This window comes from Haemophilus parainfluenzae (genome assembly GCF_014931395.1).
Lineage (GTDB): Bacteria > Pseudomonadota > Gammaproteobacteria > Enterobacterales > Pasteurellaceae > Haemophilus_D.
In genome coordinates, this window is record NZ_CP063120.1 from 766,803 (window position 1) to 783,457 (window position 16,655).

At 36.1% G+C, this 16,655-nt stretch carries 20 protein-coding genes; 6 read left to right on the forward strand and 14 right to left on the reverse strand.

What is annotated here, in order from left to right; genetic code table 11:
* Positions 1–265 precede the first annotated feature (265 nt).
* The 5 genes from INP94_RS03780 to INP94_RS03800 all read right to left on the reverse strand — a co-directional run bounded on the left by INP94_RS03780 (position 266) and on the right by INP94_RS03800 (position 4,001).
* Complete coding sequence (locus INP94_RS03780; RefSeq protein WP_197544069.1) at positions 266–1,402, reverse strand: IS1595 family transposase; 1,137 nt, start codon at positions 1,400–1,402, stop codon at positions 266–268.
* Between the two features lie 408 nt (positions 1,403–1,810).
* Positions 1,811–2,203, reverse strand: a complete 393-nt coding sequence (locus tag INP94_RS03785; RefSeq protein ID WP_197544070.1) for a DUF805 domain-containing protein — start codon at positions 2,201–2,203, stop codon at positions 1,811–1,813.
* 11 nt (positions 2,204–2,214) lie between these two features.
* Positions 2,215–2,997: a DUF4013 domain-containing protein gene (locus tag INP94_RS03790; protein ID WP_197544071.1), complete on the reverse strand. Its 783-nt coding sequence runs from the start codon at positions 2,995–2,997 to the stop codon at positions 2,215–2,217.
* Positions 2,998–3,017: 20 nt separating this feature from the next.
* The gene (locus INP94_RS03795) at positions 3,018–3,551 is read right to left on the reverse strand and encodes a hypothetical protein (RefSeq protein ID WP_140450124.1); all 534 of its coding nucleotides are present in this window, start codon (positions 3,549–3,551) and stop codon (positions 3,018–3,020) included.
* A gap of 9 nt (positions 3,552–3,560) precedes the next feature.
* Positions 3,561–4,001, reverse strand: a complete 441-nt coding sequence (locus tag INP94_RS03800; RefSeq protein ID WP_197544072.1) for a hypothetical protein — start codon at positions 3,999–4,001, stop codon at positions 3,561–3,563.
* 165 nt (positions 4,002–4,166) lie between these two features.
* Between INP94_RS03800 and relB the strand changes: the two genes are divergently transcribed.
* From relB to INP94_RS03815, 3 genes are read left to right on the forward strand one after another with little or no spacing between them, the layout of a single operon-like run.
* Positions 4,167–4,568: a type II toxin-antitoxin system RelB family anti-toxin gene (gene relB / locus INP94_RS03805; protein WP_197544073.1), complete on the forward strand. Its 402-nt coding sequence runs from the start codon at positions 4,167–4,169 to the stop codon at positions 4,566–4,568.
* Positions 4,569–4,625: 57 nt separating this feature from the next.
* Positions 4,626–5,018 carry a hypothetical protein gene (locus tag INP94_RS03810; protein ID WP_005759377.1) on the forward strand — a complete coding sequence of 131 codons (393 nt, stop codon included), beginning with the start codon at positions 4,626–4,628 and terminating at the stop codon, positions 5,016–5,018.
* Positions 5,015–6,280 carry a DUF6575 domain-containing protein gene (locus INP94_RS03815; RefSeq protein ID WP_197544074.1) on the forward strand — a complete coding sequence of 422 codons (1,266 nt, stop codon included), beginning with the start codon at positions 5,015–5,017 and terminating at the stop codon, positions 6,278–6,280. The genes INP94_RS03810 and INP94_RS03815 overlap by 4 nt, the downstream gene beginning before the upstream one ends.
* 38 nt (positions 6,281–6,318) lie before the next feature.
* Here INP94_RS03815 and INP94_RS03820 read toward each other — a convergent pair whose 3' ends face one another.
* Positions 6,319–6,990, reverse strand: a complete 672-nt coding sequence (locus INP94_RS03820) for a DNA-methyltransferase (RefSeq protein ID WP_197544075.1) — start codon at positions 6,988–6,990, stop codon at positions 6,319–6,321.
* Positions 6,968–7,327 carry a helix-turn-helix domain-containing protein gene (locus INP94_RS03825; protein ID WP_115911619.1) on the reverse strand — a complete coding sequence of 120 codons (360 nt, stop codon included), beginning with the start codon at positions 7,325–7,327 and terminating at the stop codon, positions 6,968–6,970. The genes INP94_RS03820 and INP94_RS03825 overlap by 23 nt, the downstream gene beginning before the upstream one ends.
* A gap of 109 nt (positions 7,328–7,436) precedes the next feature.
* On the opposite strand from INP94_RS03825, the gene INP94_RS03830 reads away from it, so the two are divergent.
* The gene (locus INP94_RS03830; RefSeq protein ID WP_197544076.1) at positions 7,437–8,474 is read left to right on the forward strand and encodes an IS1595 family transposase; all 1,038 of its coding nucleotides are present in this window, start codon (positions 7,437–7,439) and stop codon (positions 8,472–8,474) included.
* Positions 8,475–8,478: 4 nt separating this feature from the next.
* A complete protein-coding gene (locus tag INP94_RS03835; RefSeq protein WP_197544077.1) occupies positions 8,479–8,901 on the forward strand; it encodes a hypothetical protein in 423 nt (140 codons plus the stop codon).
* A 28-nt stretch (positions 8,902–8,929) separates the two neighbouring features.
* Here the strand turns inward: INP94_RS03835 and INP94_RS03840 are convergent, their stop codons facing one another.
* Both INP94_RS03840 and glpK read right to left on the reverse strand, forming a co-directional pair.
* Positions 8,930–9,427, reverse strand: a complete 498-nt coding sequence (locus INP94_RS03840) for a hypothetical protein (RefSeq protein ID WP_005699609.1) — start codon at positions 9,425–9,427, stop codon at positions 8,930–8,932.
* Between the two features lie 135 nt (positions 9,428–9,562).
* Positions 9,563–11,074 carry a glycerol kinase GlpK gene (gene glpK, locus INP94_RS03845; protein ID WP_005694750.1) on the reverse strand — a complete coding sequence of 504 codons (1,512 nt, stop codon included), beginning with the start codon at positions 11,072–11,074 and terminating at the stop codon, positions 9,563–9,565.
* A 372-nt stretch (positions 11,075–11,446) separates the two neighbouring features.
* Between glpK and INP94_RS03850 the strand changes: the two genes are divergently transcribed.
* Positions 11,447–12,190, forward strand: coding sequence for an MIP/aquaporin family protein (locus tag INP94_RS03850; RefSeq protein ID WP_197544078.1), 744 nt, complete (start codon positions 11,447–11,449; stop codon positions 12,188–12,190).
* 72 nt (positions 12,191–12,262) lie between these two features.
* Here INP94_RS03850 and INP94_RS03855 read toward each other — a convergent pair whose 3' ends face one another.
* The 5 genes from INP94_RS03855 to cysZ all read right to left on the reverse strand — a co-directional run bounded on the left by INP94_RS03855 (position 12,263) and on the right by cysZ (position 16,595).
* A complete protein-coding gene (locus tag INP94_RS03855; RefSeq protein WP_197544079.1) occupies positions 12,263–13,033 on the reverse strand; it encodes an amino acid ABC transporter ATP-binding protein in 771 nt (256 codons plus the stop codon).
* A gap of 9 nt (positions 13,034–13,042) precedes the next feature.
* Positions 13,043–13,759 (reverse strand): amino acid ABC transporter permease, encoded by a 717-nt coding sequence (locus INP94_RS03860; protein WP_049365735.1) that lies wholly within the window; start codon positions 13,757–13,759, stop codon positions 13,043–13,045.
* A complete protein-coding gene (locus INP94_RS03865) occupies positions 13,743–14,516 on the reverse strand; it encodes an amino acid ABC transporter substrate-binding protein (RefSeq protein ID WP_005697382.1) in 774 nt (257 codons plus the stop codon). Before INP94_RS03865 ends, INP94_RS03860 begins: the two co-directional genes overlap by 17 nt.
* Positions 14,517–14,698: 182 nt before the next feature.
* Positions 14,699–15,649, reverse strand: coding sequence for a cysteine synthase A (gene cysK / locus INP94_RS03870; protein WP_005694743.1), 951 nt, complete (start codon positions 15,647–15,649; stop codon positions 14,699–14,701).
* 100 nt (positions 15,650–15,749) lie between these two features.
* On the reverse strand, positions 15,750–16,595 hold the full coding sequence (gene cysZ, locus INP94_RS03875; RefSeq protein ID WP_197544266.1) for a sulfate transporter CysZ: 846 nt from the start codon (positions 16,593–16,595) through the stop codon (positions 15,750–15,752).
* Between the last annotated feature and the right edge of the window lie 60 nt (positions 16,596–16,655).

Below are 16,655 nucleotides of genomic sequence, written 5' to 3' on the forward strand. Positions count from 1 at the left end.
CAAAATATAAAGTGCGGTCAAAAACATCGGTATTATGTAGCAGTTGCACAAAGTCCGAAAATTGACTAATTTACCGCATAAATTTGAATGCCTTTCCAAATGAAAATTGTGAAAGGCATTTCTTTTACCTCAAATTCTAACTTTAACCTCGCAATTTTTCACATCAATTTTCTATTTTTTCAAACTCAAGGCGTAGCTATTCCGCTCAACCTTCATTCAGGTAAGCTATTTATTTCTATCTAAGTCTATTAGCGTATATAAGATTCTATGCTGCCATCAGAATTTCATCGTATGCAGCTTGTTCTTCAAGTCGCTTAAAGTAGTGTGATGAAATTTCGTTAGGTGCAAAGGCTTTCATACCGAGAAGCTCACCTTCACGATGATTTCCCTGCCAATAATCAACCCATTCTTTAAATGGCAGAACCCATAAACAACGTTTGAGGACATCTTCAAAAAGTTTCCCGTTAGATTCTCGGCGGTTATCTGAAAAGAATGCGGCTTGATTAGCATAGTGCAAGGCATATTTATTATCGACTTTATGATGTGTGCCACGCATTAAATCACGCATTCTTGCATTGAAGGATTCCGCAAGGTTATTATTTACACCTTTCGCACTATAAGCCTCTTGATGATTCACCGACCAACGGGTGTAATGAAAATCAAGACTTTTATAAGCAGGGTTTTCATCACACATAATATCACTGCCTGCTTTGACAAAGCGTTGATTTAATGCAAAAACAGTATCAGCATTTTCGGTGTAATCCATTGCGACAATGGTACGATTTGCTCCAGATATATTACTATCATTTGCAGCACGTTGTGTAATAGCGAATAGACAACGTTTAGTCGCTCTAAATTTAGGATATTTGCGACCTTTCTCATCGGCTTTTTGACGTTGTTTATAATTGTTTTTACGAAAATTAGTTGGGCGCAGGGTAAAGTTGATCAACATTCCATCTTCGTGAATTTCGCCTGACAATGGACTTAAATCGCGTGTTTTAAATAAGGCTTCGCGAACTTTCCCACAAAGTACAAATGCCGTTTTGTAGTTCAAATTAAGATGACGACTAACATCAATCGCACTAATGCCTTTTGAGCTATTTACCATCATTAAGATGACAGCAAGAATATCGACTAAATCAACTTTATGAAAGGCAAAGGCTGTATTTGTTGTAATATAAAAATGGCGTTTGCAATGTTTACAACACCAACGTTTACGAGAAGAAAGGAAATAGGCTTCGTGGCGAATACTACAATGCGGACAGCATACATCACGAACATTATCAGGGTTTCCCCAACGGTGAGTTTTTAAAAGGTGAAAAGCATCTTCTTCAGTAAGGCGTAAAATATCTTTTAAATTGATGTTTTTTGATTTGCTTGAAAGTAAATAATGTTGAGCCATTGCGAATTTCCTTGTGTAGTACAAGGCATCCGAGATTTGCTAAACGCCAGACACAAAAAAACGCCCATCTGAAAAATTCAGATCGGCTCAAAGCGTTTATGCCTCGAATACCGTTACCCACAAGGAACTTGTGGAAGGCTCATTTAAAATGAGTGAAATTGCGATTGTTAAAACAGGAAATTTACAAGATGAAATTTTCTGCCACCTAAACATTCGCTACACACCTGTTAATGTGTATTAATTGGTGATTGAATAAAGTTGCATTCTTTGGCTAATTCTATAATTTGTAGTAAGTTTTCCCTGCAAATCAGCGTAAATATAGTCGTTTGAAGATTTTTCGTCAAATAAAAAAAGCAATTCCTCACGAAGTTGCTTTTATCTATTATTTGTTATCGCTAGTGTCCGTAATTATTTATTCGATATTACAGGATTTTCGCCAAATTTATTCGATTCGGCACTACCTTGCACAACTCCGATGACAATTGATATGATGATTGCAATCGCTTCACCAATAACAGGAATTAGCATAATTAACATATATAAAGTAAACCAACCCGATAAATTTATATCGTGTAATCTACGGACTATTAGGGATATTGAAGGTGGTAAGGTAACAACAAAAACTACTAAAAAAAGTATTACTCCAATACCTGTAAAAGCAAATGCACCTAAAATAGCGAATATTAACGCATAAAATAAAGTAAATCCCCAATACTCTTTTCGTCTAGCACGCCCTTTAAAGTTTGCATAGTTTTTAGTAAATGCTTCAATAAAGTATGTAAATAACGATTTTTCAATCATAACTAATCCTCTTAATGTGAACGTTTATTTTCAATATAATCTGTTGGATTATCAGCAGTTAAATCTTTTTTCCTATTAACCTGCTTGAGAAATGCATTTTTTGCTAGATGCCCTAACTCATGCGAAACTGAACCATAATAGAGAGCAAGTAAAAATGGTAGCAACAAAATCTCAATAGGAAATGCTATAAATAATAATAACGAATCAAGGATTATTAAAAGCAATACTGTGACTAGATAAAAAACATAAAACTTTAAGAAATTATGTAAATTAGCCATTAGAAATAAGATGTTTTTCGGTATATTTAATAATTCTAACCATTTTCCAGTTAATGCATATCTAATGATTCCACATTGAAGAATTGGATTTGAGATCATACCCCATATAAAGTAGATAAATAATGTTGCAATATAATCCTCAATGTAATCCGTAAGATAACCTGTTAACCCACCTTGTATAAATTCAAGTATATCTAAGAACAATCCTAGAATACCTTTTAGTCCTAATAAATAACAAAAAGCTGTTGGAATCATCCAATATATAATCGTAACTCCTGTTATTTGTAACCCTTTCAGAACTATTTTCTTTATTTGTAATGATTGCAACGGCTTATCTAGCATAATATCTTCAACCATCTGAACCTGCCATCCTTTAATAAATATTATGCCGAATGGATACTTTATAAATGGAAAAAATAGTAATAAAGGAATAATCCAAAGCTTCTTATAGAAACTTCTATCAGAAAAGAGATATACGTATCCTTCTTGATATTCTTTAAGCAAATTTTTAAACATTCTCGTGTTATACCTAAAATTTAAAGAGTATTGAGGACTTTGCAAGGCTGATTCTTGGTAATTACAATGGGTTTATATAAACAACTTCCACAAACACTTCCATATTGAAGGATATATAGTTTTTTACCATTAATCATAAATTCGTAAGTTGATGATGTGTATCCTTGATTATTTGATAAAGGAGATGAACATTTTTCACCTGCTTTACTCTCTTTAATAAAGATTTTATGGCGTTTTAATTCATTACTTAATAATTCAACTTGGTCGTAGTCATAATTTACTTCATTTTCTTGAATTAAAGTATTATGGTTTAATGCCTTAAAGAGCATAAGATCGGATGTTTCCATCTTTATAGATGAACCTACTGCTTTACCTTGAGATAGATTAACCAAACTGTTATATAAAGATGAATCAGTGGTTTGCTCCGTTCTAAATGGATTGCCAACTCTTTTCTTCACAAATGTACCTTGTGAAATATCTCGAAGTCCCTCTGTAACTTCTGCACAAGAAGTTAATGATAAGGTTAGCATTACTACCTTAAATATTTTTCTCATAACATTTCCTTATTGATATTTCTTGATGCAAGAAGCCAATCTTTTCTTGTAACTACGCCCTTGTTCAGTAATTACATCTGATACTAAACATTGGTTGTTTTCACATTCCAGTTGATAGACTAAATTAATGATTTTCTTCTTATTTTTTAGCGTGACATTTACCTGCTCCTTAATAATTTTTATGATAGGTTTTACTTCAACTTGATTTCTCACCATTCCATAGATCCAAAATTCGGAAAGGCATGTTCCGCCGTATTCATATTCATTTTCGTTATGAATATCTGTTGCTTTCGTTTGCAAATCTGCAAACTCTTTTGTTGAGTAGCGTTCTAAATCATTGGTTTGATAGACCTTTGCAACGGTATCTACTTTAGCTTGTTCTAAAGGTGACAAAGCGAAAACGTTTGTAGATACGAATACTGTAGATAAATATAGAAGTAGCTTATTCATAATAAAAAACCTATAATGATTAATATAAAAAATTTAGGGAAATTTTCAGTAAGAACCCGCATTAAACCTAGCTATAATACATAATGTGGTTGTTTTGCTGTAGCAACTAGTAATCTCTATCAACTACCCTAGTAGTGGGTATTCAAGAAATTTTACAGGTACAAAATGAGTGTCAATGAGAAGATTCGTAAGTTCCGAGAAGCAAAGGATTGGTCGCAAGAACAGATGGCAGAAAAGCTGAATATGTCATTAAATGGCTATGCCAAGATTGAGCGTGGTGAAAGTAAAATTTACCTAGACAAACTCGAACAAATTGCACAAGTATTCGATATTGATATAGTTGAGCTAATGCAATCAGATGGTAAGAATATCTGTTTCCAAATTGAATCGCCACTAGGTTCGGTATATCAAGGTGGTGGGGAAACTCAGTTGTTGATTGAGATAGAGCGTTTAAAATTGGCGTTGTCTCATGCCAATGAAAAAGAAGAGTTATTGAAAAAATTACTTGAGCAGAAGGATAGTGAAATTACAACCCTAAAAGAGCTAATACAGGCTTCGAAGAAATAAATAAAAGCTCTATTTAATAGAAAATGTTGGTATAAAATTTTAACAAGGGAATCAAGAATGAATATTAGAACTTGGGATTGTGATTATCCTCAAGATTTAGGTTTTGAATTACCGCCTCAAGAGGCTGTGGAGATAAATAAAGAAGCTTATCGAATGGTAAGTAAAGAGCAACCTGATATAGATGATTTTTTAGCAAGCTTTAAGGATCCTAGACAGAAAAATTACTTACATTACAGAGAAAGAGTAGAATTTTATGCAACTTCTTTCTTTAATTCTCTTGATAAAGCTCAATATATGCTAAATCTAAGACCTCATGCATTTAAGGGAAAATTCATTGCGGTTGGAATGATTAAACCTGAATATGGAAAAGGAATTGAAAACCATAATACGGGACATATTTCTATGTGGCTTTATAAAAATATTTTTCCTACAGGATTTGTAAGAGTATGAGAAAAATATTATTTTTAGAAACTGATTTTGGAAAATTATTTTACCATAATGTATATGCATTTTATGGTGAACCTGTAGTTTTTACGGCATTTAATGAATATAGACATTTCTTTTTTTGTTATAGTTTGGGATTGGATGATGAACAAGAAAATGATTTATGGCTAATTATGCCTATTTCAGAGGAGAAGAAAAATCGCTTAGAACAAAAAGACATTCCTGTCATCAAAATGATGAAGGGGGATGATTGTGAAAAGATTAAATTACTTAAATTAAATGTAGATACTGGTGAAAAAGAAGAAAACTGGATATCAACTAGAAATTATCCTTATTTAATGCCAGATGATACTATATATATTTCCGAAAATATAAATTGGGATGATACTCGTTCTCATACTCACAAGATAAGAGTTGCTGCAAATAATCTTACAAATACTAAACTTAATGAAATAACAATACTTTTTAGTAACTTAATAAAATCTATTTTTTCTAAGAATAATGTTAACATTAATCTTTTTCCTCAAGACGCAATTCATGGCTCTTTTGTTTTTAGAGTAAAGACAAAGTGTGAGGGTAATGCATTACAAGAAAATAAAGAAAAATCTTACTCTGATTTATTAAGCTTTAATGATAAACACAAATTTAAAGAGATATTAAATAATAAACATATTGATGTTAAATCAACTTGGAAATTATTAAATCTCATAAAATCTTATGATAGCGTTATTCAATTTATTGATGAAAGCTCTACAGTAAAATTATTAAACATAAATTCAGAACTTGCAGGAGAGTTATTAAATCTAGTAGATTCAAAATTAGATACTTATCTTGATAGCACTATGGTTCCTCAAGCTAATGATATTTATAAAGTTAAAAAATATTTAGATATACTAAAATCAGATAATGTTGTAGCTCTTGATAAATTAGGCGTAACTTCTGAACGACAGATCTCTTATTATAGAGATGCTTGTTATTTATTAGGGTTAATAAATGAGAGATATAATTACTTAACTCCTATTGGAAATAGGATAACAGAAATTCAGGAAGAAAATGAATGGTTAAAAATATTAAGAGTTCAATTTGAAAATTCTGAATGTGGTTATTTATGGATGAAAAATCAAGGTGTTAATTCTATCTTAGATATAGATCCAAATTCTGCGACGCAATATTTATTAGATAATGCTAATGGATTAAGTGAAGATACAGCTAAAAGAAGAGCTTCAACTTTAAAAAGATGGGTTAATGTATTTAAAACCATTCAGTAAGAAAATTGCATAGCTGTCATAGCTATGCAATTTTTAACTTATACATTAGATATTCTAGCTATAGCTAATTTAATAGCATCTAAATTAATATCCGTCCCTTTAAAACTTCTATTTGTTATTTTAGCTGCGACACCAACAAAACCTGAACCACAAAATGGATCGACTACTAATTCACCTTTGTTAGAGCTTTGTTCAATGAGAGTCTTCGCTAAATTTATAGGTTTTTCTGTTGGATAGCCTCTAACGATCCTTTTTTCAACAAGAATATCTGGGATTGATAAATTATTTAATTTCCTCTTTCCTTTTTCAAAGAATAAGATAAATTCATATCGTGCTCTATAATGATACCCCATACCGATGGCGACCTTATCCCATACTATAGGTTTCCAAAATTTAAATCCTATTTTTTCTGCGATAGGTTTTATTACAAACATAGTTTCCTGATCACAAAATAGGTAAAAGTGACTGTCTTTCTTTAAAACTCGATATATTTCAATTAGCAATTCTTCAAAACGCTGATTAGGGAAGATCTCAAACCATTGATTACTAGAGGATTTACTTTGCTTTAAACGAGTAGTTGTTCCAATTTTCCTATGCTTTTCTAATGATTCATAAGGAGGATCTGTAATAACTAGATCTACAGATGATGAATCTAAGGTTTTTAACCAATCTATAGCATCTAAATTACTAATCTGAGTGTTGTACATCATTATTACTCAATTCATTAAAAATAATTTTAGAGGTTCTTTTTAAAATACGCTTTCCCACTTCATTTGCAGAACGATAATTGTTGAGCAATTCAGATTCATCTAAATTCAAATTAATATCTTTTTCAGTTAAAAACATATCCTCTTGATTCAATAGCAGCCAATTTAAATTAATATTAAATTTTTTAGAAACTTTAGAAAGAAACTCCATACTAGGCTCCTTACCACTATTAAGATAGTTATGCACTGTTCTAAGTGGTGTATCAACTAATTCTGCAAAATCCTTTACTGTCAGTTTTTGCGACTCAATAACAAGACGTAATCGTTCTTTAATGCTCATTTTGGCATTCCTTATTGACTTTAAGTGTAAAAAGTGGCATTATTTAATCATTGAGAATGCCAAAACTTGCATTATTATAGTGATTTTATTAGGTTAAATAAACAAAATTATGGCGCAACACTTCCTCTTATCTAGTAAGGCTCGCACGCTTTCTTCTTACGAGATTGCACAACTCTCGGAAGAAGAAGCGTATGATTTACTTTGTGAATTAAGATGGGGTGGCAAAGAGTTTATCACTTGCCCTAAATGTGGGGTGCAACACAAGCCTTATTATATTTCTACACGTAAACAATGGCGCTGCAAACATTGTAATCATACCTTTAGCGTCACTTCAGGTACAATTTTTGCCAATCGCAAGAAACCAATTAAGGTTTATCTCTATGCTTTAATGGAATGGGTAAACGCAGTCAAAGGCTTATCTTCCCTTCAATTAGCACGTAATGCAAAACTTAATCCTCGCACGGCATTTGTTTTATCGCATAAATTCCGTAAAGCCTTACTTGAAAGCCGTGATATGAAACCTCTTTCAGGTGTAGTGGATATGGACGGTACTTATGTTCATCCTGCACCACGCAAAGCAAATAAGAAATCTGACCGTATTGACTATCGCTTAAAGGAAAATCAGAATCCTGATAAACGTTGTGTAATGGTTGCTCGTGAGCATTATTCGCCAGAAGAAAAAGCCAGTAATGCGTTGCATTGTGGGGCAAAACGTTCTCACGTTTTTGTGGCGCATACGGAATCGCAATCGATAGTGAAAAGTTTTGCCGATAAGTTCATTAAACCGAATACACAAATCAATACCGATGAAAGCACGGCTTATGATGTCTTGTTACCCTACTATGATTTGAGAACAGTAAACCATAAGGAAGAATATCGTAGTGACTTAGGTGTAACAAACAATCAAGCAGAAAGTCTATTTAGTCGTTTCAAACGTATGTACTACGGACAAGTTCACCGTATCAGCAACGAATACTTACTTAACTATGCTAATGAAATTGCCTACCGTGAGGACAATCGCCGTACCTCAAATAAAGCGCAGTTTATTGATGTATTAAGCCGATGTTTGAAAGCCACCAACGATAACAATGAATGGTGCGGTTATTGGCAACGAAAAATTATCCATCAAGAAGTGATTTGGCAGTAGATATATGGCATATAACCTAGATAAGAAACTCAAAGAATTTGAGTTTGAGCGTAAACAGGTATTGCATCATCTTGCGTTACTTGATACGAACATTGCCACATTAAAACGCGCTATTGAGCTTACTCAACAGGAAAGTGATGTAGCCCTTTATAATACGGACAACTTTGTGTACCGTTCCAAATATAAGCTCTTTAAAGGGAAAATTCGTAAATACATCGTACAAATGATGCGAGAAGCCCCCAACAAAGCCTTTACAATTGCCGAACTCACGCAGCGCATTTTCGATATTGAACAAAATCCTGATACACCGTCCGAAAAACACCTTGATTCCGTTCGTAAACAACTGAATGAGTTTTATAAAAGAGAATGGATTGATAGAATTCAAATCAGTCGAAATGAGGTTCACTGGCAATGGAAACAAAAATAGCGGTATTTCTACCGCTACTTATCCATTTCTACTCAAGAGGTTTTAATCGCCATTCAGAACGCCTGAAAAATCTTCGCTTTAGTGTCCGTTTATGTAATTCAACTTCTTTCCGTTCAATAATTCCTTTCTTATACAGTTCTTTCAATACCCGAGCAACAGCTAATTTATGTTCTATTTGGGGTAGAGGATAATTTTTGCCAGTGTCTAATTCCAACGCCGCCTCTGTAATAAAGTATAATGTTTTCCAACTATCACTTTGCTTTAATACTCTTGCAACCAACAATTGAAGATTTTGCTTAAACAATCGAGGTTTTATTAGCCTTGAAACATTGAATTGTGTTTTGATTTGCCTTAAATCGAAATTGGGTTCAATGTATATCAAGGTATTCTCAAAACAAAGTATTTTATCCTCTAAATCTGATTTCTGTTGTTTTAACTGATCAAGTTGATGTTCAAGAATTGCTTTTTCTTTATAGCTACTTTCGATTAATTTGGTAAGTTGAGAAATAAGGTGGGATTCCGCCATAATAAAAATCTCCATTGAGTTAAACTTTCAATGGAGATTCTAGTATTTTCAAGCGGTTAGGTCTTTGTGCAACTGCTACATAATACCGAAAAACATAAGCGATTTTGACCGCACTTTATTATGGATTAGAAAGGATTATTCTGCGTCTTCTTTTGCCCATTCTAATGAGCGTTTAACCGCTTTTTTCCAACCTTTATAACGACGTTCACGTTTTTCTTCATCGTTATCTGGTGTGAAGGTACGTTCTACACGAGCTTTGTCATGAAGTTCGTCTAAATCTTTCCAGAAACCAACCGCAAGTCCTGCAAGGTAAGCTGCACCAAGTGCAGTCACTTCTTTCACCACTGGACGTTCTACGTTCACATCTAAAATATCCGCTTGGAATTGCATTAAGAAGTTATTGTTGGTTGCACCGCCATCAACACGTAAATATTGTAAGCGTTGACCTGAGTCAGATTGCATTGCTTCTAATACGTCACGGGTTTGGTAAGCGATAGATTCAAGGGTCGCACGTACAATATGGTTACGGTTAGAACCACGAGAAAGACCGAAAATGGCACCGCGTGCATACGGATCCCAATATGGTGCGCCTAAACCGGTGAAGGCTGGCACGACATATACCCCGTTGCTGTCAGGAACTTTTTGTGCGAAGTATTCGGAGTCGTGGCTATCATGTACGATTTTGAGTTCGTCACGTAACCATTGGATTGAAGCACCAGCGATAAATACCGAACCTTCAAGTGCGTATTCGGGTTCACCTTTGGCATTACAAGCGATGGTGGTTAATAGGCCATTTTTAGAGGTAATAGCTTTATCACCGGTGTGTAGCAACATAAAGCAGCCTGTACCATAGGTATTTTTCGCTTGGCCTGCGCGTGTGCATAGATGGCCGTAAAGTGCTGCTTGTTGGTCACCCGCGATACCTGCAACAGGAATACGCACACCGCCTTTACCCCCGATGTTGGTTTGGCCATACACTTCGGAAGAATTACGTACTTCAGGCAACATAGAGCGTGGAATATTTAATAATTCCAACATTTTGTCATCCCATTTTTTCGTATGGATGTTAAATAACATGGTACGGGAGGCGTTGGTGTAATCCGTTACGTGAACACGGCCTTGGGTTAATTTCCATACAAGCCAGGTATCTACGGTACCGAATAGAAGTTCACCGCGTTCCGCTTTTTCGCGTGCACCTTCTACATTGTCTAAAATCCATTTCACTTTTGTACCGGAGAAGTATGGGTCTACCACTAACCCCGTGGTGTTGCGGATATATTCTTCGTGACCATCCGCTTTAAGTTTGTCTGTAATATCTGCAGTACGACGACATTGCCACACTATCGCGTTATAAACCGGTGTGCCGGTTGCTTTTTCCCACACAATGGTGGTTTCACGTTGGTTAGTAATACCAATTGCCGCGATTTCATCTGAGGTAATGCCTGCTTTTGCAACCACTTCGTTTAATGTTGAACTTTGTGTTGCCCAAATTTCCATTGGATTATGTTCCACCCAGCCTGCGCGTGGATAAATTTGTGTAAATTCACGTTGGGCGATTTCGACAACATTCGCATTGTGATCTAATAATACTGCACGAGAGCTTGTGGTACCTTGGTCCAAAGCGATGATGTATTTTTTATCTGTCATGGTTCTATTCCTTAGAGTGCTCGGCACTCTCATTAAATGAATGAAGAAATTTTGAGCTTAAACGAACAAATTGCGACCCTAACTTAATTGAATTCGAATCTAATTGGAACAAGCAATGTTGGGTTTTGTGATTAGCATCACAGATTTTTCTCTGAAGACATGCAACCGATTGCGTTAACGCACAAAATAATGTGATCCTTCTCTCATTTTTAGAAAATAGATCGGTTTCATCTATTGAATTAATTGGTTAAAACTAGATAATGAAGCCACTCACTTTGAGTATCTCAATATTTGATCAAACAACGAAACGAATTGCAAAACAAGATTTCTTTAATGAAATCATTAAGTTAATCATTATTTGGAGATTCTCTTATGAATGCCTATTTTGCAGAATTTTTTGGCACAGCACTCTTAATCCTGTTAGGTAACGGTGTGGTAGCCAACGTATGTTTAAATAAAACGAAAGGGCAAAGTTCTGGTTGGATTGTGATTACTACCGCGTGGGCATTTGCAGTGTATGTGGCCGTCGTTGTAACAGGTCCTTACAGTGGGGCGCACTTAAATCCAGCGGTAACACTTGGTGTGGCAATGAAGGGTGCATTTGCTTGGAAACTGGTACCAGGCTACATCGCAGCACAAGTTGTGGGGGGCATGGTAGGTGCGTTGTTGGTTTACATTATGTATAAAGATCACTTCGCAGCGACCGAAGAAGAGGGCTTAAAACGCGCTTGTTTCTGTACTGAACCAGCAATTCGTAACTATCCAATCAACTTAGTAAACGAAATTGTTGGTACCTTCGTACTTGTTTTCGTGATTTTCTATCTTGCGGGAGCAAACATCACTTTACCAGGCACGGCAGAAAGCACGCCAATTGGTTTAGGCTCTATCGGGGCATTACCTGTAGCGATTCTCGTTTGGGCAATTGGTTTAAGTTTGGGGGGGACAACCGGTTATGCGATCAACCCAGCTCGAGATCTTGGTCCGCGCTTAACCTTAGGTCTTTTCCTGGGTGGTACATTAAAAACTAAAGCTGACTGGGGATACAGTTGGGTGCCGGTTGTAGGTCCATTTATCGGGGCGGCTTTAGCAGCAGTATTCTATAATGCGATTATGTAATTTATTCAAATAGAAAGAGCGGTCAAAATTCATGATGTTTTTTGACCGCTCTTTTTATATTTAGAGGTTTGATTAAATACAATAATCTTCGAATTCCATTGGCATTTTAGCTTGCAATAGAAATTGTTTGGTGCGCTCTTGTTGAGGATGAGTGAAGAATTCAGTCGCAGTATTTTGCTCAACAACCTGACCATTTTCCATGAGAATCACACGATCTGCCACATCTTTAGCAAAATTCAATTCATGGGTGACGATAATCATTGTCCAACCTTCTTGCGCGAGCATTTTGAGCGCTTGTAACACTTCACTGACGAGTTCAGGGTCAAGAGCGGAAGTAGGCTCATCTAACAAGATAATATCGGGTTTAACAGCTAAAGCACGGGCTATCCCGACGCGTTGCTGTTGACCTCCAGAGAGTTGAGAGGGATATAAATCCGCTTTCGCTTTTAAACCAACTTTTTCCAATAATGCTAAGGCTTTTTCACGCGCAATCTCTTTCGCTTGTTTTTGCACAACGACCATGCCTTCCATCACATTTTCGAGTGCTGTGCGATGGGGAAATAGATTGTATTGTTGGAACACCATTGAGGAGCGACGACGCAATTTTAGTTCATCGGCTTTGCTGATCTTCTTGCTGAAATCAATGGTTAAGCTTCCATCAGTAAATGCTAATACCCCTTTTTCTGGGCGTTCGAGCAAATTTAAACAGCGTAAAAAGGTCGTTTTGCCTGAACCCGACGGACCTAGAATGGCAACCACTTCACCTTTATTAATTTCAAAATCAATGCCTTTTAATACATGGTGGCCATTAAAACTTTTCTGAATATTCGTGACTTTTAACATAAACAGTCCTTATAAATGGCGAGAAAGGCGTTTTTCTAAACGGGTTTGCCCCATTGATAGCACAAAACAGAATACCCAATAAATGAGAGCCGCTTCACTATAAATTAAAATAAATTCGTAGTTTTCGGCGGTGATGTTTTGCGCCACACGGAATAATTCAGCGATCCAAACAAGTGATGCCAGAGACGTATCTTTCACTGTGCTAATGAAGGTATTTGATAGCGAAGGGACGGAAATACGTAAAGCTTGCGGCATAATGGTACGCACGAAAGCTTGTGTGTAATTCATGCCTATTGCATAAGAGGCTTCCCATTGACCTTTAGGAATCGCAAGAATGGAGGCTCTCACGGTTTCTGCTGCATAAGCACCAATATTAATGGAGAATGCAATAATTGCAGTTGGGAAAGGTTCCAGTTTGATGCCAACTTCAGGTAAACCGTAGAAAATAATGAAGATCTGCACCAACATTGGCGTGCCGCGAATAATTGAAATATAAGTGCGACAGATGCCCTGTAGAATTTTCGTCATTAAATTGGGATGCGGCAATGTGCAAATTACAGCCACGATGACAGCAATGAATAAACCGCAAAAGAAAGAAATGACCGCTAGGGGAATCGTATATAAAATTGCCCCTTCCATCATAGGCCAAAACGAGCTGATTACATAATCAGCTCGTTCTGTGGTCATAAATGGAAGGCTTGCTAACCAATTATTGAGTAATGTCATCGCCAAACCATTTGATTGAAAGTTGTTTTAAAGTTCCGTCTTTGCGTAATTCTTCAAGTGCTTGGTTTACTTTCGCAATAAGCGGTTCTTCACCTTTCAAGAAAGCAAAACCGGTCGGGATTTTTTTATCACTTTCTACAGCAATTTTTAAGCCAGAGTTAGGTTGTTTTTTGAAGTAATCTAATACTGCAAGCTTATCGTTTACTGTGGCATCAACACGACCTTGTTTTACCGCCTCAAGGTTTTGCGCCAAGCTATCTACAGTCACGATAATTGCACCATTATCACGCGCATCTTTGCTCCAGTTACTGGTTGCAGATTGTGCAGATTTTTTACCTTTTAAATCAGGGAATGATTTAATGCTATCGTTATCGGCTTTCGTCACGATTACGCCGGCAGAGTAGTTATAAGGTGCACTGTAATCATATTTTTTTAAACGTTCTGGGCTTGGATTAGTTTGGTTCGCAATAACATCAAAGCGTTTTGCGTTCAAACCTGCATACATGCCATCCCAAGCGGTTTCTTTAAATTCTACTTTCCAACCTAATTTTTGTGCAACTTTTTCGATAATTTCTACATCGAAACCGGTTAACTTGCCATCTTTATCGTGGAAAGTGAATGGTGCGTAAGTTCCCTCAGTACCGACTAATAAGGTTTTAGTTTGTTCAACGCGATCAGCAATTTCACCTGCGTTAGCAAAAGTAGAAAGAGCTAATCCTGCCGCTAAAAGTGCGGTGCTAAAAAATGATTTTTTCATAAGTATTCCTTTTTTAGATAAATAACGAAAGTGAAATGAATTATAAGAAGCGAAAAAGAAAAGAAAAGTATTATTTATTTATGAATTATTTCTTTTCGTTATATTAAATAAGAATTGTTTAATTAATAAACAAAAAAGGTCTGTAAAAACAGACCTTAGATAAAATGAATTTAATCAACAGATTAAGCTTCAATACCTTCAAATAATGCCGTACTTAAATAACGTTCAGAGGCAGAAGGTAAGATCGCGACGATTAATTTATCTTGGAATTCTGGTAGTTTTGCTAAGCGGTCAGCCGCTGCCACAGCCGCACCAGAAGAAATACCCGCAAGAATACCTTCTTCAGCCATTAAGCGACGAGCGGTCGCAATTGCCGTATCGCTATCTACAGTTTCCACGCGATCAATTAATGATAAATCTAAGTTTTTCGGAATGAAGCCCGCACCGATACCTTGAATTTTGTGTGGACCTGGTTTCACTTCTTGACCAGCAAGGGTTTGGCTAATAACGGGTGATTCTGTTGGCTCAACCGCCACAGAGGTAATTTTTTTACCGTGATCTAATTTGATCGCACGAGAAATACCGGTAATTGTACCGCCGGTACCCACACCTGCAACCACAACATCGACTTTACCTTCCGTATCTTTCCAAATTTCTTCACCTGTAGTTTGACGGTGAATGTCAGGGTTAGCCGGGTTTTCAAATTGTTTTAGCATTACATAATGATTTGGATTAGACGCCACAATTTCTTCTGCTTTAGCGATCGCACCTTTCATCCCTTTTGAGCCTTCAGTGAGCACAAGATTGACGCCTAAACCACGTAATAAACGTTTACGTTCAAGACTCATGGTTTCAGGCATGGTTAAGGTGATTTTATAACCACGTGCGGCAGCCACATAGGCTAAAGCAATACCGGTGTTGCCGCTGGTTGCATCTACAATTTCTTTTCCTGCTGTTAAAATGCCATCTTTTTCCGCTTGCCAAATCATATTGGCACCAATACGGCATTTCACGCTAAAGCTTGGGTTACGACCTTCAATTTTTACAACAACGTTACCATTGTGTCCGAAGTGTTTTAAACGAACTAATGGCGTATTACCGATTGAGTATGAGTTATCTGCATAAATTGTCATTTTACTGTCCTTTTATATTTGTGAATGAGTTGATGCAGTAGTTATAACACCGGTTTTTATATAAAAAAAATAGTTAATAGCTATATTTTATAACTAAATGCTATTTATTCACGATGCTATTTCCTGAAGGCTTAATTTCAGTACTACTAGAACGTGTCACAATTTGTGTTGAACCCGAAGTGCGGTCAAAATTCATATCAAATTTTAACTGTGAGCGATAATTTTCGACCCACATCACAGTTGCACCACAGACCGCTACAGGAATAATCACTAAATTCACAATTGGCAATGCGGTACAAAGGGTTATTAATGCTCCAAATGTCAGGCTTTGTGTGCGTCTTTCGCCTAATGCATTTTTCATAATGCCAAAGGAAATCTTGTGGTTATCAAACGGGTAGTCACAGTACTGAATTGCCATCATCCAACAGGTAAATAGGAAGGTTAGTACTGGAATAATGGTTTGTCCGATAACTGGGATAAAGCTCAATAGGAATAAGCCCACGAATTTCGGTAAGCTGTACCACAATTTTTGCCATTCGCGGTTTAGCATACGCGGCACATCTTTCATAATTTCGGCAAAACCATCATCATTAACGGCTTCACCAGTCAGCATTTTTTCAACTTTTTCTGCTAACAATCCATTAAACGGTGCGGCAATAAAGCCTGAAAGTGTTGTAAAGGCAAAATAGAAAAATAAGAGAATTGAGCCAATAGACAGCACGAGCAAAATCACACTTAAAAAGCTTAACCAATCTGGAATAAAGCTCATCACCCAGTCGATCATCGTGGCTATTTGTGAAACAAATAGCCAAAATAAGCCTGTAAGAAGGACGATGTTAAGTAAAATCGGCATAATCACAAAACGACGGAGGCCTTTTTGCGTAATGAAATGCCAACCCATCACGAAATGATTGAAAGCAGATTTTATTTCATTTTGATCGATCATCATTGTTCCTTTAAATTGAAAAGTAAAAATACAAAATGTCACAGAAAGACAATATTTTTT